The following is a 23,900-nucleotide window of genomic DNA, read 5'->3' as shown; positions in this document are numbered from 1 at the left end:
CTAGATCAAATCCTACTCAATCTTTTCCTACTATATTGCCCTCACGCGCGATGATTAACGGCAAGCAAGATGATTTCATTATCTTTTCCACCTCTAATCTTCACTTTTTGATAACAAGTTATATCCCCTCGAAAAGTCGCGCCATCCAAGAACCATAACCCCTCATTCAGGAGTCAGCATGAAGCAACAACCTAGCGATTTATCTCGCCGTTCTTTGCTTAAAGCACTCACCGTTGGCAGCGTTGCCGGCGCCGCAATTGCCGCTACCGGCATGAGCGCAGCCCAAGCCAGCGAGAGCAGCAAGGTAACAACCAAAGAGCCTAAGGGTTACCACGAAACTGCGCACATTATCAGCTATTACGATAGCCTGCGTAGCTAATCTAGGAGAAGTCAGCGATGAAGTTAACTCGCAAGTCCGATGTCGCCCAAGTGGCCGACAAACCGACGTTAGGCATTAGCCGTCGTCAATTTATGAAACAAGCAGGTATTACTACTGGTGGTATCGCAGCCGCTTCTCTGATGGGTACTGGCATGATGCGCCGCGCAGAAGCCAAAGATGTACCACACGACGCGCCGATCGAAGTTAAACGTACGATTTGTAGTGCCTGTGCTGTGGGTTGTGGTCTGTATGCCGAAGTGCAAAATGGTGTGTGGACAGGTCAAGAACCTGCGTTCGATCACCCATTCAATGCCGGCGGTCACTGCGCGAAAGGTGCTGCACTGCGTGAGCATGGCCACGGTGAAAAACGCCTGAAATACCCAATGAAATTGGTTGATGGCAAGTGGAAAAAAATCTCTTGGGAAGATGCGATTAACGAAGTGGGCGACCAAATGCTCAACATTCGTAAAGAATCTGGCCCAGACTCTGTGTACTTCATGGGTAGCGCTAAGTTCTCTAACGAAGGCTGCTATATGTACCGCAAACTGGCGGCCATGTGGGGCACAAACAACGTCGACCACTCTGCTCGTATTTGTCACTCTACCACGGTAGCCGGTGTTGCTAACACTTGGGGTTACGGTGCGCAAACTAACTCTTTCAACGACATTCAGAATGCCAATGCCATCTTCCTGATCGGGGCAAACCCAGCGGAAGCGCATCCGGTTTCAATGCAACACATTCTGATCGCCAAAGAGAAAAACAACGCGAAAATCATCGTTGTTGACCCACGTTTCTCTCGCACAGCGGCGCACTCAGATCTGCACTGCGCGATTCGTCCTGGTACCGACATTCCCTTTATCTACGGTATGTTATGGCACATTTTCGAAAACGGTTGGGAAGATAAAACCTTTATCCAACAACGCGTATTCGAGATGGAAACCATCCGCGAAGAAGTGAAAAAGTTCCCACCTAAAGAAGTGGCGGATATCACTGGCGTGAGTGAAGAAGTGGTTTATCAAGCCGCAAAACTGATGGCAGAAAACCGTCCAGGTACTGTGATTTGGTGTATGGGTGGTACTCAACACCACGTCGGTAACGCTAACACCCGTGCTTACTGTATTCTGCAATTAGCCTTAGGCAACATGGGCGTTTCTGGCGGCGGTACTAACATTTTCCGTGGCCACGACAACGTACAGGGCGCGACCGACTTAGGTCTGCTGTTCGACAACCTGCCAGGTTACTACGGTTTAACCTCAGCCGCTTGGACTCACTGGACCCATGTGTGGGATCTGGATATGGAGTGGGTGAAGAGCCGCTTCGATCAAAACGCCTATTTAGGCAAAGATCCAATGACCACCCCAGGTATCCCTTGTTCTCGCTGGCACGATGGCGTGTTAGAAGACAAGAGCAAGCTGGCACAAAAAGACAACATCCGTATGGCCTTCTTCTGGGGTCAATCGGTCAACACTGAAACCCGTCAACGTGAAGTGCGTGATGCGCTAGACAAGATGGACACAGTCGTGGTTGTCGACCCATTCCCAACCATGGCGGGTGTTATGCACCGTCGTAAGAATGGTGTGTATCTGTTACCTGCTGCGACACAGTTTGAAACTCAAGGTTCAGTGTCTAACTCAGGCCGTTCTATCCAATGGCGTGAGCAGGTTATCCAACCTTTATTCGAGTCAAAAACCGACATCGAAATCATGTATCGTTTAGCGCAAAAACTCGGTATCGCCGAGCAATACACTAAACGCATCGCCAAAGAAAACGGCTTACCGGTTATCGAAGAGATCACCCGCGAAATCAACCGCGGCATGTGGACCATCGGTATGACAGGCCAAAGCCCTGAGCGTATCAAGCTGCACACCCAAAACTGGGGCACTTTCAGCAACAAGACGCTCGAAGCCGCCGGCGGCCCAGCGAAGGGCGAAACCTACGGTTTACCTTGGCCATGTTGGGGCACACCAGAAGCGAAACACCCTGGTACCCAAATTCTGTATAACCAATCTAAACACGTTAAAGACGGCGGCGGTAACTTCCGCGCTCGTTACGGCGTTGAATACAATGGTAAAAACCTGCTGGCTGAAGGCTCTTTCTCTAAAGGTGCCGAGATCCAAGACGGTTACCCAGAATTTACCGACAAGCTGCTGAAGCAACTCGGTTGGTGGGATGACCTGACTGCGGAAGAAAAAGCCGAAGCTGAAGGCCGCAACTGGAAGACCGACTTATCAGGCGGTATCGTGCGCGTGGCAATTAAGCACGGTTGTATTCCATTTGGTAACGCGAAAGCCCGTTGTATTGTTTGGACTTTCCCAGACCAAGTGCCAGTTCACCGCGAGCCGTTATACACAGCACGCCGTGACTTAGTGGCTAAATACCCAACCTACGACGACATGCAAGTTCATCGTCTGCCAACACTGTACAAGTCAATCCAAGAGAAAGACTTCAGCGGCAAGTACCCACTGGTACTGACCTCTGGTCGTTTAGTGGAATACGAGGGTGGTGGTGAAGAATCTCGTTCTAACCCATGGCTGGCTGAGCTTCAACAGGAAATGTTTGTTGAAATCAACCCAGGTGACGCAGCCGACCGCGGTATCCGCAACGGTGAGTTTGTGTGGTTAGAGGGCGCCGAAGGTGGCCGCATTAAAGTACAAGCCATGGTAACGCCACGCGTTAAACCAGGTGTGACCTTTATGCCATACCACTTTGCGGGTGTGATGCACGGTGAAAGCTTAGCGCCTAACTATCCTGAGGGCACTGTGCCTTACGTTATCGGTGAATCCGCTAACACGGCACTGACCTATGGTTATGACCCTGTGACTCAAATGCAGGAAACCAAAGCGTCGCTCTGTCAGATCGTTAAAGCGTAAGTGCAGCTTAAGCTAGGAGAATTGCCACTATGGCTACAATGAAATTTTTGTGTGACACCAAGCGCTGCATCGAATGTAACGGCTGTGTCACCGCATGTAAAAACGAAAACGATTCCGCTCTCGAGTGGGGTATCCAACGCCGCCGCGTCGTGACTATCAACGATGGTCAACCCGGTGAAGCTTCAATCTCTGTCGCCTGTATGCATTGCTCAGACGCGCCATGTATGGCGGTTTGCCCAGCAAACTGCTTCTACAAAACCGAAGACGGCATTGTGCTACACAACAAAGATGCCTGTATTGGTTGCGGTTACTGCTTGTACGCCTGTCCATTTGGCGCACCACAGTTCCCGAAAAAAGGTGCCTTTGGTAGCCGCGGTAAGATGGATAAATGTACCTTCTGTGCCGGCGGCCCAGAAGAAAACCACTCAGAGGCAGAGCGCCAGAAGTACGGTTCAAACCGTATTGCCGAAGGCAAACTGCCAATGTGCGCAGAACTATGTGCGACTAAGGCCCTGTTAGCGGGTGATGCAGAAGTGGTTTCTAGCATCTTCCGTGAGCGTGTGGCTTACCGTGGCGCTAAAAACGCGGCTTGGAATTAATTCAGGTCACAGGATCTGTCCACAGACTTAGCTTGGCGCCTGCTAGCAGGCGCCACTAAGCGAGAGAGGATGTATGATGAACAAATGGTTCAAACACATAGGTTTAGCCATAGCACTGCTATTTAGTGCCGTGTGTCTAGCCAATGGTGGTGATGAACAGGCGCTCCAACCTCAAGCCTCTGATGCCCAAATTTGGGCACAGCTGAAGGACGGCGCCACGGGATACACTACCTCCCAAAGCGAGTTCCACGCACAAGCGATCAATACCTATGATCTGCGCGTGCTGGAGCTGCGTAGCGACTGGTTAGCGCCGGCCTTAATGGCGGCGTTATTCGGCATGATCATTATCTTTGTCTTATTTATCAAGGTGAACGGCATCTCCAAGCTACACCATGGTTTTTCGGGCAAGCTAGTGTATCGCTGGTCAAAGTTTGACGTTTCAATCCACTGGTTAGGTGCGATCCCGTGCTTAATGTTGATTTTAACGGGCTTAACCTTATTAGCGGGTCGTTTCTTCTTCCAACCTTGGTTGGGCGAAGGCATCTGGGAAGCCATCGTTTATGGCGCCAAGCAAATCCACGATGTGATGGCGATTCCGTTTATGATCGGCTGGGCATTGATGACAGTGTTATGGGCGAAGAACCAGCTGCCAAAAATGTACGACGTGAAGTGGTTCCTCGTTGTGGGTGGTTACATCAACTTTGGTCCCTTCAAAGGTAAGCACCCTGACGCAGGTTTTGCTAACGCCGGTGAAAAAATGTGGTTCTGGGCCTTTGCCCTGTTTGGATTAGTGATTTCAGCCTCAGGTATGTTGTTACTGTTCCCAAATCTTTTCGAACCTAGCCGCACCTTAAGCCTAATCGCGCTGGTATTGCACTCAGTGAGCGCTATCGTGATCTGCGCCTTCTCTATCGTGCATATCTTCATGGCAACGGTAATGTCTGAAGGTGGTATGGAGTGTATGGTGTCTGGTTATTGTGATGAAAACTGGGCAACCCAACACCACAACCTTTGGTACGACGAAATCAAAGCCAACGGCACTTTGAAATATAAAGAGTAAAAGTCGCTGAAAATACAAAACCTCCACAGCATGCTGTGGAGGTTTTTTTCTCGGTAAAATAAGTGCGTTAAATTGAGCGCTTAGAAGCGGTACATCACAGATACACCCAGATTTCTTGGGTCGATAATCGCCGCATAACCATCGGGATAACTGCGGCTGGCGGGTTCATTTACCGTCAAGGCTTGCTCATCAAACAGGTTGTTTACAAAGCCGCTGATTCTCCAGCTATCAGTTTGATAATCGAGGCTTAAGCGGGCAACAACATAATCGCCAGCCACCCGTGATTCGGTATTATTGATATCCGCATAATACTCACCTACGTAGTTGCCTGAAAAACCGAAAGAAAACGCATCGCCTAACCAATATTTTAATCCCGCATTGGCGGTCACATGCGGCGCCGAGTTCAGCTGATTGCCGATAATGTCACCATAGCTAGGATCCGCTTGCTTGATCTCACTATCGAGTAAACCTACGCCCGAAATAAACTGCAGGTTTTCGGTGAGCATGGCGCTGAACTCAGCCTCAATACCGTAGCTGACAGCTTTATCGATATTGGTAATTTTGCGGGCGCTGTTAGAGGCTTGATAACCGTCAAAATCGTTGTAGAACAGGTTGGCACTAAAGTTAACATCGCCATCCATAAACGCGCTGCGACTGCTGATTTCATAGGTATTAACGTACTCTTCGTCGTAGTAGTAATACTCACTTTCGGCTAACGACAACGCACCGCCACCCGAGTTATAACCCCGACGCACGCTGGCCGCCAAAGTTGTGCTGTCATTCAGCGCATATTGCAGCACTAACTTCGGCAGGGTAACGGTATTGGCATTATCGAGTTTTTCCTGCAATTGACTGCCTTGATAGAGCATATTGAAGTTACGCAATTGCTCCTCACGCATCACGCGGCCACCAAATGTGACCCAGAGTGATTCGGCAAGGCCATAGGTCATCTCACCATAAATAGAGGTGGACTCAGTGCTATCATCCCCACTGTAGACAGAGCTGCCAGTACTACCAAAATCTTGATCGCGTTTAAAGTAGGCTAAACCCACAAAGCCATTTAAATCTTTATCTTTTAGACCAAAGCTGTACTTACCATCGACTGTGTAACTCTGGTCATTCATATCCACATATTGCTGCGCCGTGGCGAGGGCCTCATAGGATTCAAAGCCCCAGTCATAATCCATATAAGCGACGATGAGATCGAAGGCGCGGCCTTCACCGAGGTCATAATCGACTTTCACTGAATGAGTCGTGGATTTAGTCTCGATATAACGTTGGAAAATAGGCTTAAACGCCCAAGGATCATCACCGGTAAAATAGTTGCGCCCAGAGTCACCTTTCTCATCATTGTATGAAAAGCTATAGAGTACTTTGAGATCTTCAATCGCACTCGGCTGCCACAGGAATTTACCGCGCCAGCGATTAGTGATCAGTTCATTGAGGTCAAATGGGGCTGGATTTGTCTCATATTCCAAGCCTTTATTGAAGGTATTCCCTGTCACATTTTGTCCGCTCACCCTAAACGCCAACTCATCATCGAGGATAGGACCAGAGAGCATCACTGCACTGTCGATAAAGTTATCTTGATTGCGATAACCAACACGAGCCGCACCTTGCCAATCGAAAGTGGGGTCTTCAGTTTTAATAAACACTGTGCCGCCAATGCTGTTACGACCGTTAATCGTCGATTGTGGACCGCGGTACACCTCAATTTGTTGGATATCCCACAGACCAGTATCACCAGTAAGATCGGCCACAAAAGGTTCGGCAACTCCATCGACTAAGGTGGATACCCGCGCCCGAGCACCTCCGGTAAAAGAGTTAAATCCAGAGGCTGAACCATTACCAGAAACCCCACGGATATCCGGCACAGATCCCGTAAGCACCACCACGTTAGGCACTTCAGATAAGGCACTCGAGGTGGATTGATATTGACCGCTGTCGAGCGCTTCTTTATCAATAACCGAAATAGAGGAAGTCGTATCCTTAAGGCTACGCTCGATTTTCTCACCATAAACAGTAATCTTTTCAATCGGTTCAATCGGTTCAGAAGATTCTGCATCCACAGCAGCGTAGGCTGAGGACATCACTAAACTCGAAACCATTACTGCAATTGCACTTTTCTTAAACGCCCTGCATTCCATAAAAACCTCGACGGCACTCATTGATAAACGGTGTTAGCTTGAAATGCCGACAATCTACATTAAAACAACCTTAAATCCAAATGATAACCAATATCATTTACACTCAACTATTAACTTTGTGACCGAACGCAAATTCGTAGGAATGAGAGATAAACAATTGAGCAAGGAACAATTGTCACTCGCTTTGACTGAGACAAGAGCGCATTGACGCCTCAGTTTTTTACAGCGATTTGGCGGGCTGTGATTCGAGCGAAAGCCCGTGGTGTTTGGTTGTTCAGCCCCAACGTGCGATAGCACCATGGATACACTTATAAACATTTGTAAGTTTTGCGATCTGCCTCACAATCGCTTTTTGCGCTGTTAATAGGCTGTAGAGTGACTGCTACATCACTTTATTTTCACCATGAAAATCAATCAACTGAGAATACTTTGATTTTTACTTACATAACATCTGGCAACCACTGCAACATTCCCAATTAACACGGCAAAAACAATCCCTTTTAAAACATGCCACTATAGCTAAAACGCTCAAAATGTCGCCTTGCAGCAGCCTAAATCCAAGCGTTAAAATGGGTTCAATGTGTAATTTAATTACACCCCGTCTTGATTAATACCCCAGTAGGCCACCATGTTTAACAATGCAAAAACCAGCACATTGACGGCGCTGCCTTCAGTGTTTGCGAGTATTTTATTGATCATTATCGGCATTTCCTCCTATCGGGGCTTTGCTGAACTCAATGACACCAGCAGCAGGCTGGTCAACAATACCCAGCTCGCCGAAACCTTCACCAATGTGCGTGAAGCTTTCTTCGAGTTGCGCTTAGCCACATTAGTCCATAACAGCGACGCAATCAGCTTGCAGCAACGCAATGTGCAGCAGCTTGTCGAGCAACTCACAGGATTTAACACCGATTTCATGGGGCAAGATGCTAGAACGATCCGCACACTACTGCCGCAAATCGAGCAATATGTGCGTCTCTATCAGCAGGAGTTAGCCTTCGCCAAACAAACGGGCACCGAGCCTGAACTCACGCCAGAACGTGGCGCACTTGGGCCAAAAGTTAGCAATGAGATCAATCAATTAGTAAAATTGATCACCCAACGCAACCATGAACTAGGCAAACAGGCAGAAGACAAAGTCAATGCCACCGAAGCGCTGCTCCTTGGCCTAATCCTAGTTGCCATTGTCGCGTCCCTGCTAAGCGCCCTGTTTATGAGCAGACGTTTAGTCAATATCGTTAATCAAATCAAGCGGGTTGTAGAACACCTTGCCGATGGCGATCTCACCCAGAAGACTCAAATCAGTGGGCAAAACGAACTCTGTGCGCTCGGCGCCGATCTTGACCGAGTGATTGACCACTTGCGCCATATGATTTCTGATATTGCCCAGGCCTCTGAACATATGTCGGATCAAATTGGTCAGCTGAATGTGCAGTCCAATGCCAATACCCATGCATTGCAAACCCACGCGGTAGAAACCGACCAAGTGGTGACGGCCATGACCGAAATGAGTGCAACTGCCCATAACGTTGCCGGTGATGCCGCCTCTGCCGCACGCTTTACCCAACAGGCAAATGAACAGGCTGATAAGTCGAAAAAGGCTGTCGAACAGGCGGCAAATACTGTCGTCGCCTTAGTTGGTAAGGTCGATACCGCCGCTCACACCATAGCGGAAATGAATGAAAACACCCGCCATATCGCCACCATCTTAGATGTGATTGGAGATATCGCCGACCAAACCAACTTACTCGCCCTTAACGCCGCCATCGAAGCCGCCCGCGCCGGTGAACAAGGTCGAGGCTTTGCCGTGGTCGCCGACGAAGTACGCGCCCTAGCCGCTCGTACCCAAGCGAGCACGGCCGAGATCAATCAAATGCTGGAACGCCTGCGCACGGGTGCTAACAGCGCCGTTAATGCGATGGATGAGACAAAACAGAGTTGCCAAGATGCAGCGGACACCACTACGCTGGTGACTGAAAGCCTTGAAACCTTAACGACCTATGTATTTGATATTAATGGATTGAGCAATCAAATCGCCACCGCCGCCGAAGAACAAAGCGCCGTGAGTGAAGAGATTAATCGTAACTTGAATACCATTCGCGAAATGGTTGAAGAGTTAAATCAAAGTGGTAAAGCGACCCTCAATAGCGCAACCTCCTTGGCCGCCACGAAAGAACAGTTAACAGGTGTAGTCTCGCATTTTAGACTCTAATTCGAGTCAGCTAAGTCGTTACAATGGCCTAATATCGCAAGATGTTAGGCCAAACTTTTTTTAGTGCAATGCATAAAGCCTTAAATAAACATCTAATGGTTTATTCCAATCCATCGCTCTGTTTCTTCAGCTCTCGGCTCGCCCAATATCCTGCCAGCAGGGCGCCTGAAAGGTTATGCCAAATCGAGAAAATCGCGCTTGGGACGGCGGAGAGCGGGCTAAAAAACTTGATGCATAACGCGGTCGCAAGGCCTGAGTTTTGTAACCCCACCTCAATCGAAATGGTTTTACACACTGTATGGTTAAAGCCGAGCAAGCGGCAGCAGGTATAACCCAAGGCGAGTCCTAAACCATTATGTAGAAACACCGCGAGTAAAATCACAGGCCCCACCTGCGAAAATTGCCCAGCATTTAGGGCCACAATAATGCTGATGGCCAGTACAATCGCCACGATAGAAATGATGGGTAATGCGGGGGCAAGTTTAGCCACCTGCGGTTTAAAGAAGTGATTCAACACCACACCCACAGTCACAGGGATAAGCACGATTTTAACGAGGCTGACTAGCATATCCATTAAAGGAATAGCGACCATCTCGCCGATTAATAGCCCAATAATCAAGGGTGTGAGTACCACACCCGCTAAGGTGGATAGCGCAGTCATAGTGATAGATAAGGCGACATCGCCCTTGGCCAAATAGCAAATCACGTTCGATGCCGTACCACCCGCCACACTCCCCACCAGCACCATGCCTATGGTCAATTCCCGATTGAGCCCTAATAGCAAACTAATGGCTAAGGCACTTAAGGGCATCAGGGTAAATTGCAAGATTAAGCCAGTGATAACGGCACGTTTTTGTTTGAATGCATTGGCAAAATCCCGCACATCTAAGGTCAGCCCCATAGATAACATAATCACCACCAGCAACGGTACTATGCTGGTTTTCAATCCGCTAAACCATGCGGGCATCAAATACGCCGTACCCGCCCCAACTAAGGCGAATAGCGGAAAAAAGCGGTTGATATTAACCAATGGGGATCCTCCAAGATTTCAGGCAGGTTGGGGAGATTAGGCAATGTCCGCAGGGATAATGACAGCCAGATACCCTCAGTACAAGTCAAAATGCCCACAAGTAAGAAGCTCAACTTTTTATCATTTCAGTCTTTCGATTGAGCGCTAAAGTTAATCGCTCAAATTCAATAACAAACAGCCAAAAACCTCAGTAAATATGCATCTATGTTTACTAAAACATGATCCGCTTAACAAAAAGCCAGTGATTTCCTTGTTAGGAAACCGTAACTTATAACCAGTTCACGTTTTGCTTACTCCATACGAGGTAGTCTAATTGCGCTAGGTGGTCGTGAATTACCTAAAGCAATTTCGGGGTTTACGGTTAGCACTCTCAGATAGGAATCGTTATGTCTTCAGTTATTCAAACGCTCAATGGCGCGATCGCAACGCCTTATCAAGCGAATATTACCGTCCCTAACTGGATGCTCAGCTCGATGGAACGAGTCATGCAGTATTATGTCGATAAGAATCTTCGCCTCGATACGCTCTCCGCCGACATCATGCCCGCCCCGGTCGAAGGTAAAAAGTACATGCTTTATGCCCATGTGCCCTTCTGCCATACCTTGTGTTCTTACTGTACCTTCCACCGTTTTATGTTTAAGGAAGACAAGGCGCGCGCTTACTTTATCTCTCTGCGTAAAGAGATGGAGATGGTCAAAGCCTTAGGCTATGACTTTGAATCTATGTACATTGGCGGCGGCACCACTACAGTATTAGAAGACGAACTCGCCCGTACCATTGAGCATGCCAAGACCCTATTCCCAAGCATTAAAGAAGTGTCTTGCGAGTCGGATCCACAGCATTTAGACAGCCCAGGCTTTAAGCAACTCAAAGGCTTAGTGGATCGCATGTCCATCGGCGTACAAAGTTTTAACGATGACATTTTAAAAATGACCGACCGCCTCGAAAAATTCGGCACAGGTCAGCAAACCTTCGACAAGATCATGGCGGCCAAGGAGTTGTTCCCTATTATCAACGTCGACCTGATTTTTGGCTTCCGCGGTCAAACCGATGAAGTGATCCAGCACGACTTAGACATGGCCTCACGCCTCGACCCCAGACAGATCACCACCTATCCGCTGATGATCACGCACCAAACGCGTAAGAGTGTGAAAGGTAAACTGGCAGCGCCACAGGCAGATATGGCCAACCAATATCGCCAGATCTTAAACCGTTTAAATGGTCAATATAATCAGTTGTCTGCATGGGCCTTTGGTAAGGCGAATGACGAAGGCTTCGACGAATATGTTATCGATTACGATGAGTATTTAGGGGTGGGTTCAGGCTCATTTAGCTTCCTGAACGACACTTTATACGTCAACACTTTCTCGCTGCGTAAATACCAAGAGCGGATCGCCGCCGGCAAGATGGGCGTAGAGCAACAGAAAAACTACAGCAAAAAGGACGTGATGCAGTATCGCTTCCTGCTGGGGATGTTCTCTGGTCGCCTATCGCGCAAATACTTCCGCGAAACCTTTGGCGTTAACTTAGACACAGCCCTGTTTAAGGAAATGACCTCGATGAAGTTAATTGGCGCCATCAAAAACGACCCAACCGATCCCGATAATCTTATCATCACAGATAACGGTAAGATGATGGGCCTGTTAATGATGAAAGAGTTCTACGCCGGCATGGATAACGTGCGCGCCCAATTGCGTAAGCCACTCAAGCCCTGCGATATGTAAATATCGGTTGAACCACAAAAGGCCCATGATGGGCCTTTTTGTTAGCGCCATTTCAGGCTACGCTTGCCACCACTCACGCATGAGTCTGTCGCCCAGTAATAAAGGAGTATTCGTTATGGGTTTTAATGAGCAAGAAAGACAAGCACTACTCGCCGTTAAGGGCGTTGGCCCGACGGTCATTAAACGCTTTGAAGAAATCGGTATTAGCTCACTCGCGCAGTTGGCCGAGCATGAGGTCGAAGATATCGCCAACCTCGTCGCCAGCATGCTACGCACCACTTGTTGGAAAAACAGCCCACAGGCTCGCAACGCCATCGCCGCAGCCATAGAGCTTGCCCGCCGCGCCTAATCCTTTATTGCTATCTTTTGAGATGTTTATGTCAATCCATGTTCGCGCCTTAATGGGCGGTTTACTCGCGCTGCTGAGCACGGCAGCCTTCGCCAATGACAGCAGTTTTGGTGATGCTAATGGTTCTATCACCCTTAAATATCAGCCACATATCAGTATGGACAAGGAGTCGCTCTTTATCAGCGAGACCGAAGTCAGGGTCGATTATCTGTTTACCAACACCAGTTCGCAGGATCTTACCGTCCCCATCGCCTTCCCTATGCCGCCGATGTTTTTTGGCTCCGCCGATCACAGCAGCATTGATAATTTCACCCTCAAAGTGAATGGCAAAACCCAACCAACCGAGCATAGGCTCGTCGCCCAACTTGCCGATAAGACGGATATTACTGCCGAACTGAAACAGCTTGGTTGGGGGATAGATGAAGTCGCTTACTTTGCCGAATATGGCGAAATCCCTAAGGGCAAACCTGCGCTCCCCAAGGAATGGTTGGATGAGGAGCAACAAATCGCCTTTACCCTAAGCGATTACTTTGTGTGGGAACAAACCTTTCCCGCGGGCCAATCTGTCTCCATCAGCCACAGTTATACGCCGAGCCTCTCAACGGGCATCCCCGATACTGCCAATAGTATTATCGATACTTACACTGAACTTGCCTGTTTAGATGAAAGCGCTAAGCAAGGTATTCGGAAGCGAAACCTTATCGTTAAACAAGACGGCGAAGATGTTGAATATGGCGTGGAATGGAGCCACCTTAGCTATATTTTGGTCACGGCCAATAACTGGCAAGGGGCGATTAAGGACTTCAAACTGACGCTGAAAAAATCCCAGCCCACAGATCTCATTAGCTTGTGTTTTGATGGCGAGCTTAAAAAAACCGATCCACTCACCTTTGAATTCCAACAAAAACAGTTCACGCCAAAACAAGATCTCAGCATCCTGTTTATTCGTAAACCGAATATTGAATAATCAAAAAAGAAGCCAGCTAGGTGCTGGCTTCTTTATAAGCTGCTGTTTTTTTTAAAAAATTAAAAACTATAAGTCATACCTAACCAGTAACGACGGCCATCTTCGATGTAGCCATATTCTTCTTGAGTAATTTCCTTATCGAAAGCGTTATAAATACCCGCGCTGAATTTAATGCTGTCGTTAACGCGATAGTTGGCCCCTAAATCTAACAGCGTATAGGAAGGCGCAATCAAACTTTTCGACGAAGGCCCAGTGGTTGGCTGGCTCTCTTCACCACGATAGTTAACCCGCAGCCAAGTATTTAAGTTATCGATCGGCTCATAGTTAACCGATAATTGCACCAGATGTTTAGGTAACTGATTCAATGGACTACCTTTATATGCGCCCGTCTTCTGCTCCGAGTCGGTATAGGTATAGTTGCCCGTCAATGCCAAGTTGCTGAGGATTTTATAGTCGATACTTAACTCAACCCCTTGGGTGACCGCCTCATCGATATTCACATAAGTGGTGGGATTAGCGCCAAACTGGTTTGGCCCATCGGTACATTGAGTCGCAGGGCAAGCGACACGGGTGATCTTGTCCTCAAACTCGTTATAGAACACGCCAGCACTGGTGGTAATGGAATCGGTGAGATCGGTGTAAATGCCTAACTCATAGTTCACTGAGGTTTCGGGTTGTAAATCCGGGTTACCGTACATATTGCCGCCTCGGCTCACCTGCCCCCAATCGGGCACAGTTTGCCTCAGGCTCGGCGCCCTAAAGCCCGTCGACACACCACCTTTTAAGGTAGTGTGCTCAGTCAACCCCCAGACGCCGTAAATCCGTGGGCTGAGGTGGTCGCCAAAGTTTTCATCATCGTCTAAACGCAGGCCTAAGGTTAAGGCAAAATTATCGACGATACGCCATTCATCCTCTGAGAACACAGACCATTGTCGGCGACTAATATCGGTTAAGTCACTGACCTGATTGCCAGTTTCATCGGTCAGATCTTGATAATTGAAGGCCGCACCAAAGGTGGCGGTATGGCTTTCACCTAAGGTAGCGATCAGGCTGGTTTGAGCATCGGTATTTTTGATTTTCATCTTGCGGGACTTGTTATCGTACACTTCGTGCTTGATATAAGTATCCGAGGTACCAAAGTCCCAACGTCCGGTGTGAGATAGCGAAATGGTGCTGTTTTCATACTCGGTTGTCGACGATGCAGGGCAGCCACCGCGGCCACAACTGGCGCCCGGTGCCAATGGCGCAACGGTTTTACCCAAGGTGCTATCCAACTCTTGGTTGGCGATGCCGACTTCCAACATAATGTCGTGGTCTTGGTTAGGCGTGAGGGCAAATCTGGCGGTGAGATTATCCGCATCACGACCTCGGTAACCACCATAAATATTATCTTCTTCACGTTGAGTGTATTGGCCGTATAACTGCACGCCGAGCAGATCTTTAATCAAGCCACCGTTCACAAAAAAGTTGCCCTGATACACATTGCCTGAGTCCGACTTCTCCTGCAGCGTGGTGTCGAGGCGTAATTCCCCCTGCCACTCATTGGGGACTTTGCGAGTGATAATGTTGATCACCCCACCGATAGCATCGGAACCATAAAGGGATGACATAGGGCCGCGGACAATTTCAATCCTATCGATTGCGGCGAGCGGCGGCGTCCAAGCGCCTTCAACACCTGGACCATCGCTGTTGGTGCGGGTCTCGCGGGAAGACTGGCGCTTACCATCAACTAAAATCAGCGTGTATTGGCTGCCCATGCCCCGCAGACTAATGTCCCGACGGTCGGCACCGCCAGTCACCACCACGCCGGGCACTTCTAACATGGCGTCGGTTAAGTCACGGTAAAAACGTGTATCGAGATCCTCACGGGTGATAACACTAATCGACGCAGGTGCGTCACGCACTTGCTGTTCAAAGCCCGATGCAGTGACGACAATCCTTTCCATCATCTTGTCTTGATCGGGTGCGGCATCCGCCAAAGCCTGAGTGGCTGGTAGCAATAATGCGGCAGAAATTAGCTGTGCGAGGATCTTTTTACGACGTAACAACATAACCAACAAATCTCCCTTGATCGCCTGTAAATGATAATAATTTTCAATACGGCAATGTATCCCTATGTTACAATCGGCTCAAGTTAGACTTTGAGTAATCACTTGTAAGAGTTGCTTAAGAATGAATAGAAATATGGTCAAGGGCATGATCGTGTTTGCCGCCATCGCGGAAAAAGGCTCGATGAGCGCTGCGGCAACACAGCTTAATCTGAGTTCATCGGCGGTGAGCCAACAAGTCGCAAAACTTGAAATGGATATGGGAATTAGTCTGTTTCACCGTAATACCCGCCACCTGACACTCACAGAGGCGGGCACGTTATTTTATGAAAACTGCATTAAAATCATAAAAATAGTAGAAAGCGCCGAACAACAGCTGCATGCATTAAAGGGCACGCCTTCGGGGGAGCTTAAAATCGCCGCGCCTGTCGGTTTTGGTGGTGGTTTACTCAGCCAGCCATTAGCGCATTTATTGGCGGCTCATCCGCAGATCAGCCTCAACCTGCAATTACAGGACGGTCCAATCGATATAGTTAATGAAGGAATCGATCTGGCAATTTGCATCGGTCCCCTATCGGACTCTAACCTTATCGCTCGCCCCTTGGCGGATTGGCGCATGTTGCTGTGTGTGGCTCCTAGCTATATTCCCCAGCATCAGAGCCTGCAACACCCTGAAGACTTACAAGGGCTCAATCGCATCAGCCACAGTTATGCTAAGCCCGAGTACTTAACCCATTTACAGACTCAAGAGCGAATAGAGCTTCCAGCCCAGCGTATCAGCGTGAACAATATGCAGACGCTTATCCAACTCACCCTCGATGGATTAGGCTTTGCCGTGTTGCCAGAACCCGAAGTGCATCAATATCTTGCATCTGGCCAGCTGGTAACCCTTTTACCCGAGTGGTCGCTACGCACCTACAGCGTTTACAGCGTGACCTCCGCGCGGGACAAACAGCCCGCCAAGGTGAAAGAAGCCATCACTGCGCTCAGCCATTATTTTAGCCAGATGGATTTTAGCCCGCGCACAACGTCACTGGTTCAGCCCAACGCCTGCGAACACACGCCAAGATTTGCCATCCCCGCCTAAGCACTCGTAGGCACGCGTTTCATTTATCAGATGAGTTAGAGTATGCTGTTTTATCCATTCGATTAAGCAGTAGTAACTCAATGCAAGATGTGGCCTTAGTGTTAGAGGGCGGCGGCCTGAGGGCAATTTATACCGCCGGCGTATTAGATGCCTTTTTGCAGCAACAATTGCACTTCCCCTATGTGATTGGTGTATCGGCGGGGGCGATTTATCCTGCTTCCTATGTCTCACGCCAATTTGGCCGCAATTTAAAAATTCAGCAGCAATATCTGCGGGATAAGCGCTATATGGGGCTACGCCACTGGTTAGCCACTGGTCATTACGTCAACACCGATTTTACCTATAAGCGCATGGCCTATGAGTTACTGCCTTTTGATTTTAAAACCTTTTTAACGAGCGGTACTGAGTTTAAGGTCGGGGCATTTAATTGCCAGACAGGACAAACCGATTACTTTGGCATGGCCGATTTTCAGGAGCACGACAAATTGCTCGACGTGCTTATCGCCTCCTCGAGCCTGCCTTTTATGGCCAATCCCTATCCGATAAACCACCAAACCTACCTCGACGGCGGCATCGCCGCGCCCATTCCGGTAGCGAAGGCGCAGCAAGAGGGCTATAAGCGGCAGGTGGTGATCCTGACTCAGGACGCAAACTATCGAAAATCGCCGATGAAGTTCAATTGGTTAGCTCGCAAGCGTTATCAAGCTTATCCGGCGGTAGCCGCTGCACTTAAAGTTCGTCACCAACGTTATAACCAATCCCTCGAGGAACTCGCCCAGAGTGTTGCCAGCGGCCAGTCCTTTGTGATCCGCCCTGCTGCGCCACTTAATCTCTCGCGACTAGACCGCAATATCGATAAAGTGACCGCCGTATATCAGCAAGGCCTAGCCGATGGACAGGCGATTTTGCCTAAGTTACAAGCTTGGCTAAACACTGGGGCAGAAGTTAGTTAGAAAGCGAGGCGCTGACTTTGTTAATAATCAGTTCCCGCAGCCATTTATGGCTGAGATCGTGCTCGAAGTGCTTATGCCACATCAGCAGATACGCACCGGGGATCAGCTTAATTGGCGAAGGTAAATACTTAAGGTCAAACGACTTCATCACAGCTAAGGCATAACGGGAAGGGGCACAGAGGATCAAATCGCTCTGCTCGCACAGGGCCAGCGCACTCTGAAAATCCGTCATATTCACCGCAATATCCCGTTTACGCCCTTGGATTTGCAGCACATCGTCTAACAACCAATGCTCCAAGCCGCCAAAGGCGACCTGTAACTGGCGATAGCTTAAAAATGTGTCGAGATTCCATTCCTGCGATAGTGCAGGATGGTCACGGCGCATCAGGCACACTGTGTAATCCTGAACTAATTCAACATAATGGATATCATCCGGGATATGGTTTACATGCATGGGCGAACGTTCATCCCATTCGCGGCAACCTATGGCGAGATCGATATCGCAGCGCAGGAGTCTATCCATGGTGTCCAGCCGCCAGGTTTGGCAATTAATGCTCACACCGGGCGCCTGCGCTAAAAGCGAAGGCATAAAGTGTGGAAAGGTCAGCGAGTAAGTCGTTTCGACCAGATGCATCCGAAACTGACGTTGGCTTAGGGCGGGCTCAAAACTGTCTGGCCGAGTAAATTGCGCTAATTGCTGTAAGCATTGGCGCAAGTCGGGTGCCAGCGACAGCGCCTTGGGCGTCGGCTTAAGGCCGTAAGCGGTGCGCTCGAATAAGGGATCATCAAACACTTCGCGCAGGCGGGTCAATTGCTTGCTCACCGCCGACTGACTCAAATGCAGCCGCGCCGCCGCTGCCGTGACACTCTGCTCCTCGAGGAGAATTTCCAGTACGGGCAGTAAGTTCAAGTCTAAGTGTTTTAGCATTTAACCCCTCGCTTTTAAGGGGTTCCACCTCAAGTTTTGCGGCAACTTCATCAGCAGTAGCGACAGTAAAATCACTAAAATCCCTGCCCACTGGCGCACATCTAAGGTTTCACCCACAATCAATACGCCTAATGATACGGCAACCACGGGATTGACTAAAGCGACCATCCCCATGATTTCTGGTCCTAAATTTCGCATCGACCAGAGCCAAGCCCAATAAGCCACCGCGGTATTTGCGGTAACTAGCCAGATTAATGAGGGAACCACATCCATACTCGGGATCTGTGGCGGTCCCGCCATAAACCACGCCAGTGGGATCAACATCAATCCCCCCAAGAGTAATTGCCAAGCGGTGAGCACTAAAAAGTCGCCCACATCCCAGCGCTGCATCCAGCGGGAAGAAAAGGCAATCAACGTTGTCGCGCTCAGCATACACAGGACACCAATCGGGTCGAGATCCGCCGAAGGATTAAGCAATAAAATCACGCCACCGAGGCCCATTAAGCCGAGCAGTAACCACTTCATCCCCGGGCGTTTTTTATCGATCAGCCAAGCGAGGATCAAAAAGATTAGTGGCAATGTCGCCCCCAGCGTGCCCGCGACGGCACCGGGTAGCCGATAGGCGCCAATAAACAGCAGCGCAAAGAAGGCGCCAATATTACAAAACGCCAGCAAGCTTAATTTAGACCATGCCAGTGTCGGCAAACGTGGGCGCAGCATCAGCAGCAATATGCCCGCAGGCAGTGCGCGCCAAACCGCCACCCAGTAGGGCGACATATCCTGTAAGTAAAGACTCACCAGTGCATAGGTAGTCCCCCAAAACACGGGGGCGAGTAACGCAATCACAAACGGCATAATGACTTCTTAAAAAGTATCTTGATGTTGAGATATATTACTTTGAGAGAATAAAACAGGCAAGTACTGAGATAAGGTTAATAGGGAGAAAAGAAAAATGGACCCGCATTATGCTGCTTTAGATATGCGCACGCAGAGCTGCGCTTAAGGCTTGTTTGCCGTATAATCGGGCGTCATTTTTTATAGGCGGGCAAGCATGTTCCATATCGCACTCTATGAGCCAGAAATCGCACCCAACACGGGTAATATCATTCGCCTTTGCGCAAACAACGGCAGCCAACTGCATCTAATTGAGCCACTTGGCTTTGATTTTGAAGAGAAAAAACTGCGCCGAGCGGGCCTAGATTATGCCGATTTAACCAATGTGACTCGCCATAAAAACTTCGATGCCTTCCTCGAAGCCATGACAGGCAAACGCATTATGGCCTGTACCACTAAGGGCAGCCGCCCACACACTGAACTCAGTTTTGCCAAGGATGACGTGCTATTATTTGGCCCAGAAACCCGTGGTCTACCTATGCCAATTATCGAGTCGATCCCAACCGAGCAGCGATTACGCATTCCGATGGCGGCGACCAGTCGCAGCCTCAACCTCTCCAATGCCGTGGCGATTATCAGCTACGAAGCCTGGCGTCAGCTCGGGTTTGAAGGCGCAATTTAATAGGTAGGAATACTGATTTGGATTAGGCTGGACTTAACCAGCCAATTTTCCAATCATTCAGCCATCCACGCCGAAAGATAGCTTTAACTCAATTCACACCAAAACCAGATAACCTTGCCGCTAGGTGTGCAGTATGAATTGTCATTGTTACCTCAGTGACACGCCGCCTTTTTATTTAACAAGAGTTATCCCTATAGGCTCGACGGCGGCATCTGCAACACATGGAAGTGTAAATGCCGCGTTCACATGGCCAATGATGTTCCCAACATCATTGTGGCATTTCCCATATCCCTATGGGTCAGATGTGAAAGAGCGGCCATGCCCCAACGGCCACTGTTGCAATAGTGACAATTTTGACGACCATTGAACTGTTCATCTGGCTAAAAGCTTTTGCCCCAAAGCGAGATAAGTTTGTCGTCAGGTGTTTAGGGTTAATTGTCATTGTTTCCCCAGTGACACGCCGTGAATATGTCCCTATAGGCTCGACGGCGACATCCATGTCGCCAACGGTCACTGTTGCAACAATGGCAATCTTAACGACCATTGAACGGTTCATTTAGCTAAAAAGCTAATCGCCCCAATCCTTGTTTCGTTTCGTTGGCTCAATAGAAAACTCCTACTCTTGTTGCCATACAAAATCTTATCCATTTACCTAATGTTTGGGCCTAACGTAAAGCGACTAACAATGTATGGGTATACAGTCGTATTTAAATTTAGGTGTTTGGGTATGATTTTTAGACAAAATCAGTGCGCACTAATTCCATCCGAAATAAATAAAACTCTATAAAATCAGGTGAATATAGTAACTGAATTTTAGTTAATAGGTTTGGAAAACGCGCATGCGCGTTTTTCCAGATGGTGTATTTGGCAGAAAGCTGATAACTTCTTTGCATACAGATAGTTAACCGTGCGCGTTTTTACTAGTCTAACAAGGTAAACGCGCATGCGCACTAATCAAATGTTAAATACCTTATGAAAACTTTCGCCATAATCGTTATTTTAATGTCGCTGTTATCGTGTTCAGCACACAATAATTTCAATTATGCCCCCACAAATTTTGGGCTCGGGAAAGAAGGCTATGAAGAGACATTGAAGTCCGATGGTACATGGGAAGTAAAAGTAATCGCGATGAATTCATATAGTAAAGAAATACTTGAGCACTATTTTCATCGACGAGCATCAGAAATTTGTGGTGGTTATAATTATTCTTTAGTTAGTTTTAATCAAATGATTGATGTTTGTTCCGAAGGCGGTTGCTTCAAACAGGCGGTAGTAGGTGAATTTAAATGCATTTAACAAGGCAAGGCAAAATCGCCCTGCGGGCTGGACGCGCTTACGCGCGCCTTTGCTTGCGGCGTTATGTTTAAGAGGATCAAGTTGGCTAATACGGCTTTAAAGTGGATTTACTCGGTGATTTTAGGATGCCTTTTTGGGGTACATGCTTCCGTTTTAGTCACACATTTTCGCCTTGCAGATCTAATTCCAGCACTATTAGCCTTTTGCTTTTTGATAGGTTACATCCTGTATCTCCTAACTCATAAAAGGTACTTACTAAATCTATCTTTTTCATTTTATTTAATCTATACCCTGCTGATGGTGTGGCAAACATTTTTGTATCCATTGGTGTCGCCACAAGAATATATTGCTGCAATTGTCATTTATTCTATTTTGGGTTCTCCATTTTTAGCAGGTGTGATCGGGAGTTTTAAACATAAAAAAACTTGGACACCCAGCCTTAATAGCGCGGTAGCTAACCTCCGACTATGCTTTGGTTAAGCATTAAACATGGAGGTTTGTATGCCCCGTCCTCGCCGAACTCAAATAAGCCTTGAAGACACGCCCTATTACCATTGCTGTAGTCGCGTGGTGCGGCGTGCATTTTTATGTGGCGATGATACCTATTCGGGTAAAAACTATGACCATCGCCGCGCTTGGGTAGGGTCATTATTGTTTGAACTTGAAGCGGTTTTTGCTATTGATGTGGCCGCGTTTGCTGTGATGTCGAATCATCTGCATGTGGTGTTGCGGGTAGATATCGAGACTGCCAATCGTTGGACTGACTGCGAAGTACTAGAGCAATGGCATAAGTTGTTTAAAGGCGATGAATTAACACAAAAGTTCGCCAAAGGTGAATTGGTTGAAGCTCATGAGGTCAACCGATTAAAGCATTCAATTGCCATTTATCGCAGTCGTTTGTGTGATATTTCATGGTTTATGCGCTGCCTCAACGAACCGATTGCAAGGCAAGCAAATCAAGAAGATAACTGCACAGGCAGGTTCTGGGAAGGTCGGTTTAAATCCCAAGCCCTACTCGATGAAGCCGCTGTGCTAGCTTGTATGACTTACGTCGATTTGAATCCCATCAGAGCACAACTCGCTGATACACCAGAACAATCTGACCATACCAGTATTCAGCTACGTATTCGGGCCGCATTAAAAGGTGAGCAGCCCAGCAATCTCCTGCCTTTTATTGGTAACGAGTGCGACAAGCAACCCAAGGGCATTGCGTTTTCCTTAACGGATTACCTTCAATTGGTGGAAGATACCGGCCAAATTATTCGCAATGATAAACGGGGAGCCATCAGTGAAAATAGTGGTAAGTTACTGAGCAGATTAAATATCCCCCATGACAATTGGCTCAAGCTGACCACCGAGTTTGGCAAGCTATTTCATGGCCCCGTGGGAACCTTGCAAGAACTAACCGATTATTGCGAACATCTCGAAAAGCGACGACGGCACTTTACATCAAGCTGCCAGCACTTGCGCTGCAACTGACAACGGCTTATATAACTTCAAAAGCCCCATCCAGAACACATCCCAAGCACTAAGGGATGACTTACCTCGTCTGAAATACTCCATTTTTAAAGGAATTAGCGTAATTTTTTGCCTTAGATGCTGTTCCTGCGACTTTTGATGACTCCCACTCAAGTCATTTTAGCTCGCACAAGTTGTAGGCAAACCGAAAGTGCATTATGTTATTGATTTAAAATGGGTGGCCAGATTTATTGCCAGATTTATTTTTCACCATAGTCTTAATGGCTTTGCTTTCATTAGCCTCACATGCAGAGCCAGCTGGGGACTGCAATGGAACACCAAAGGCAGCTGTTACATCCTTGCCTGAACCTCTAAACAAATGGGGGCAAATAGTTTGCACGCCGTACGGCCACATTATTACAAATCGAGAAGGTTGGGTTTGGTCGAACCCAGGCAGTTATAGCCCCGTAATGATTCCATCTCAAATGGTACGGAGTAATCCCGAGCCACTCGCCAACAAATCATATTTCACAAAAATAGAAATGAATGAGATTTCGGGCATAGAGGCCGAAAATTCAATAAAGCTATTTGAAAAAGGCTTTGATTCATCTGAGAGCAAGCCGAAGGTATACACCCTGAATGTCGCTTCTGTTTCAGGTAAGTCTCTGGGCTTTAAGTTCTTTGATTATAGTGACTCTCAGTGGGGTATGTGGTGCAACAAAGAGTGTGACCCAAATTCAAAGTTTATGCTTTTAAATATGGCCAAAGGGCCTAACAAGTAAAGGCATTGGACACAGCAAAGCTGCGCCCATGCTTTAGGCGTTATGTGCCAATATGAATACTGAAACTGATTTTGCTATTGCAGCATTAAGACTTGAGCAACATTACTCAGATACCGACAACGAAGATCTGCTTGTTAGCCTAGGTCACCAAGAATCAGACGCTTTACCAATTAGTACACTCGAAAGTCGTGTTTACGAATTTTTGACTGGCAAAGCTTCGTTAGCAGGCCATCTTATAAGCAGCGCAGTCTTCGCTCTGGGAAAGACATACAAGAATGAATACCTTGGACTGTATACTCAATTGATTGAGCAATATCTTGAACAAGATATTCTAATCGTTTACCAAGCTGGCATCGCTATTGAAAACCTCGGGTTCAGCATCTTTCAATCTGCGGGCCCTTATGATAGTCCAGATTTAGTAACAAAACGGGCAAGTGAGTATTTGCAGGCTCAGGCACATAACAAGTCAATATAGTCGCTCACTGCGTTCGCTGG

21 protein-coding genes are annotated in these 23,900 nt (G+C 48.0%); 15 read left to right on the top strand and 6 right to left on the bottom strand.

Going from position 1 to position 23,900, the window contains the following annotated elements; translation table 11 throughout:
• The first annotated feature begins 178 nt into the window (after positions 1-178).
• The 4 genes from CBX96_RS11430 (at position 179) to CBX96_RS11415 (ending at position 4,908) form a co-directional block, all read left to right on the top strand.
• A complete protein-coding gene (locus CBX96_RS11430; RefSeq protein ID WP_011624444.1) occupies positions 179-379 on the top strand; it encodes a twin-arginine translocation signal domain-containing protein in 201 nt (66 codons plus the stop codon).
• A 17-nt stretch (positions 380-396) separates the two neighbouring features.
• Positions 397-3,249 (top strand): molybdopterin-dependent oxidoreductase, encoded by a 2,853-nt coding sequence (locus CBX96_RS11425; RefSeq protein WP_086903568.1) that lies wholly within the window; start codon positions 397-399, stop codon positions 3,247-3,249.
• A 29-nt stretch (positions 3,250-3,278) separates the two neighbouring features.
• Positions 3,279-3,848, top strand: coding sequence for a formate dehydrogenase FDH3 subunit beta (fdh3B, locus tag CBX96_RS11420; protein ID WP_011624446.1), 570 nt, complete (start codon positions 3,279-3,281; stop codon positions 3,846-3,848).
• 76 nt (positions 3,849-3,924) lie between these two features.
• Positions 3,925-4,908 (top strand): formate dehydrogenase subunit gamma, encoded by a 984-nt coding sequence (locus tag CBX96_RS11415; protein WP_109286773.1) that lies wholly within the window; start codon positions 3,925-3,927, stop codon positions 4,906-4,908.
• A gap of 80 nt (positions 4,909-4,988) precedes the next feature.
• Here CBX96_RS11415 and CBX96_RS11410 read toward each other — a convergent pair whose 3' ends face one another.
• Positions 4,989-7,055 (bottom strand): TonB-dependent receptor, encoded by a 2,067-nt coding sequence (locus CBX96_RS11410; RefSeq protein WP_109286772.1) that lies wholly within the window; start codon positions 7,053-7,055, stop codon positions 4,989-4,991.
• Between the two features lie 628 nt (positions 7,056-7,683).
• Between CBX96_RS11410 and CBX96_RS11405 the strand changes: the two genes are divergently transcribed.
• Positions 7,684-9,267, top strand: a complete 1,584-nt coding sequence (locus CBX96_RS11405) for a methyl-accepting chemotaxis protein (RefSeq protein ID WP_109286771.1) — start codon at positions 7,684-7,686, stop codon at positions 9,265-9,267.
• Positions 9,268-9,367: 100 nt separating this feature from the next.
• Here the strand turns inward: CBX96_RS11405 and CBX96_RS11400 are convergent, their stop codons facing one another.
• On the bottom strand, positions 9,368-10,297 hold the full coding sequence (locus CBX96_RS11400) for a bile acid:sodium symporter family protein (RefSeq protein ID WP_109286770.1): 930 nt from the start codon (positions 10,295-10,297) through the stop codon (positions 9,368-9,370).
• Positions 10,298-10,683: 386 nt separating this feature from the next.
• On the opposite strand from CBX96_RS11400, the gene CBX96_RS11395 reads away from it, so the two are divergent.
• The 3 genes from CBX96_RS11395 to CBX96_RS11385 all read left to right on the top strand — a co-directional run bounded on the left by CBX96_RS11395 (position 10,684) and on the right by CBX96_RS11385 (position 13,337).
• A complete protein-coding gene (locus CBX96_RS11395) occupies positions 10,684-12,021 on the top strand; it encodes a coproporphyrinogen III oxidase family protein (RefSeq protein WP_011624451.1) in 1,338 nt (445 codons plus the stop codon).
• Positions 12,022-12,136: 115 nt separating this feature from the next.
• Complete coding sequence (locus tag CBX96_RS11390; protein ID WP_109286769.1) at positions 12,137-12,370, top strand: hypothetical protein; 234 nt, start codon at positions 12,137-12,139, stop codon at positions 12,368-12,370.
• A gap of 28 nt (positions 12,371-12,398) precedes the next feature.
• Complete coding sequence (locus CBX96_RS11385) at positions 12,399-13,337, top strand: DUF4424 domain-containing protein (protein WP_109286768.1); 939 nt, start codon at positions 12,399-12,401, stop codon at positions 13,335-13,337.
• 59 nt (positions 13,338-13,396) lie between these two features.
• Here the strand turns inward: CBX96_RS11385 and CBX96_RS11380 are convergent, their stop codons facing one another.
• The gene (locus tag CBX96_RS11380; protein WP_109286767.1) at positions 13,397-15,388 is read right to left on the bottom strand and encodes a ligand-gated channel protein; all 1,992 of its coding nucleotides are present in this window, start codon (positions 15,386-15,388) and stop codon (positions 13,397-13,399) included.
• Between the two features lie 121 nt (positions 15,389-15,509).
• On the opposite strand from CBX96_RS11380, the gene CBX96_RS11375 reads away from it, so the two are divergent.
• Positions 15,510-16,472: a LysR family transcriptional regulator gene (locus CBX96_RS11375; RefSeq protein WP_109286766.1), complete on the top strand. Its 963-nt coding sequence runs from the start codon at positions 15,510-15,512 to the stop codon at positions 16,470-16,472.
• A gap of 80 nt (positions 16,473-16,552) precedes the next feature.
• Positions 16,553-17,425 (top strand): patatin family protein, encoded by an 873-nt coding sequence (locus tag CBX96_RS11370; protein WP_109286765.1) that lies wholly within the window; start codon positions 16,553-16,555, stop codon positions 17,423-17,425.
• On the opposite strand, the gene CBX96_RS11365 is transcribed toward CBX96_RS11370, so the two are convergent.
• Positions 17,418-18,353: a LysR family transcriptional regulator gene (locus CBX96_RS11365; protein WP_109286764.1), complete on the bottom strand. Its 936-nt coding sequence runs from the start codon at positions 18,351-18,353 to the stop codon at positions 17,418-17,420. The two genes, CBX96_RS11370 and CBX96_RS11365, sit on opposite strands and share 8 nt — an antisense overlap.
• Positions 18,354-19,208, bottom strand: coding sequence for a DMT family transporter (locus CBX96_RS11360; RefSeq protein ID WP_109286763.1), 855 nt, complete (start codon positions 19,206-19,208; stop codon positions 18,354-18,356).
• A 196-nt stretch (positions 19,209-19,404) separates the two neighbouring features.
• Here CBX96_RS11360 and trmL point away from each other — a divergent pair, with 196 nt between their 5' ends.
• On the top strand, positions 19,405-19,869 hold the full coding sequence (gene trmL, locus CBX96_RS11355) for a tRNA (uridine(34)/cytosine(34)/5-carboxymethylaminomethyluridine(34)-2'-O)-methyltransferase TrmL (protein WP_011627532.1): 465 nt from the start codon (positions 19,405-19,407) through the stop codon (positions 19,867-19,869).
• 972 nt (positions 19,870-20,841) lie between these two features.
• Complete coding sequence (locus CBX96_RS21495) at positions 20,842-21,165, top strand: hypothetical protein (protein WP_146194340.1); 324 nt, start codon at positions 20,842-20,844, stop codon at positions 21,163-21,165.
• A 157-nt stretch (positions 21,166-21,322) separates the two neighbouring features.
• Here the strand turns inward: CBX96_RS21495 and CBX96_RS21570 are convergent, their stop codons facing one another.
• Complete coding sequence (locus CBX96_RS21570) at positions 21,323-21,490, bottom strand: hypothetical protein (RefSeq protein WP_181382193.1); 168 nt, start codon at positions 21,488-21,490, stop codon at positions 21,323-21,325.
• A 176-nt stretch (positions 21,491-21,666) separates the two neighbouring features.
• Here CBX96_RS21570 and CBX96_RS11345 point away from each other — a divergent pair, with 176 nt between their 5' ends.
• From CBX96_RS11345 to CBX96_RS11335, 3 genes are all read left to right on the top strand, one after another.
• Positions 21,667-22,644 (top strand): transposase, encoded by a 978-nt coding sequence (locus CBX96_RS11345; protein WP_109286762.1) that lies wholly within the window; start codon positions 21,667-21,669, stop codon positions 22,642-22,644.
• A gap of 230 nt (positions 22,645-22,874) precedes the next feature.
• Positions 22,875-23,405: a hypothetical protein gene (locus CBX96_RS11340; RefSeq protein ID WP_258294499.1), complete on the top strand. Its 531-nt coding sequence runs from the start codon at positions 22,875-22,877 to the stop codon at positions 23,403-23,405.
• Between the two features lie 52 nt (positions 23,406-23,457).
• Entirely contained in the window at positions 23,458-23,880 is a 423-nt protein-coding gene (locus CBX96_RS11335; RefSeq protein WP_109286761.1) for a hypothetical protein, read from the top strand.
• The last annotated feature ends 20 nt before the right edge of the window (positions 23,881-23,900 follow it).

It is taken from the genome of Shewanella sp. BC20, assembly GCF_003129585.1.
In the GTDB taxonomy this organism is placed as follows: domain Bacteria; phylum Pseudomonadota; class Gammaproteobacteria; order Enterobacterales; family Shewanellaceae; genus Shewanella; species Shewanella seohaensis.
Note: the sequence above shows the minus strand (reverse complement) of the source record. Positions and strands in the feature narration are given on the sequence as shown.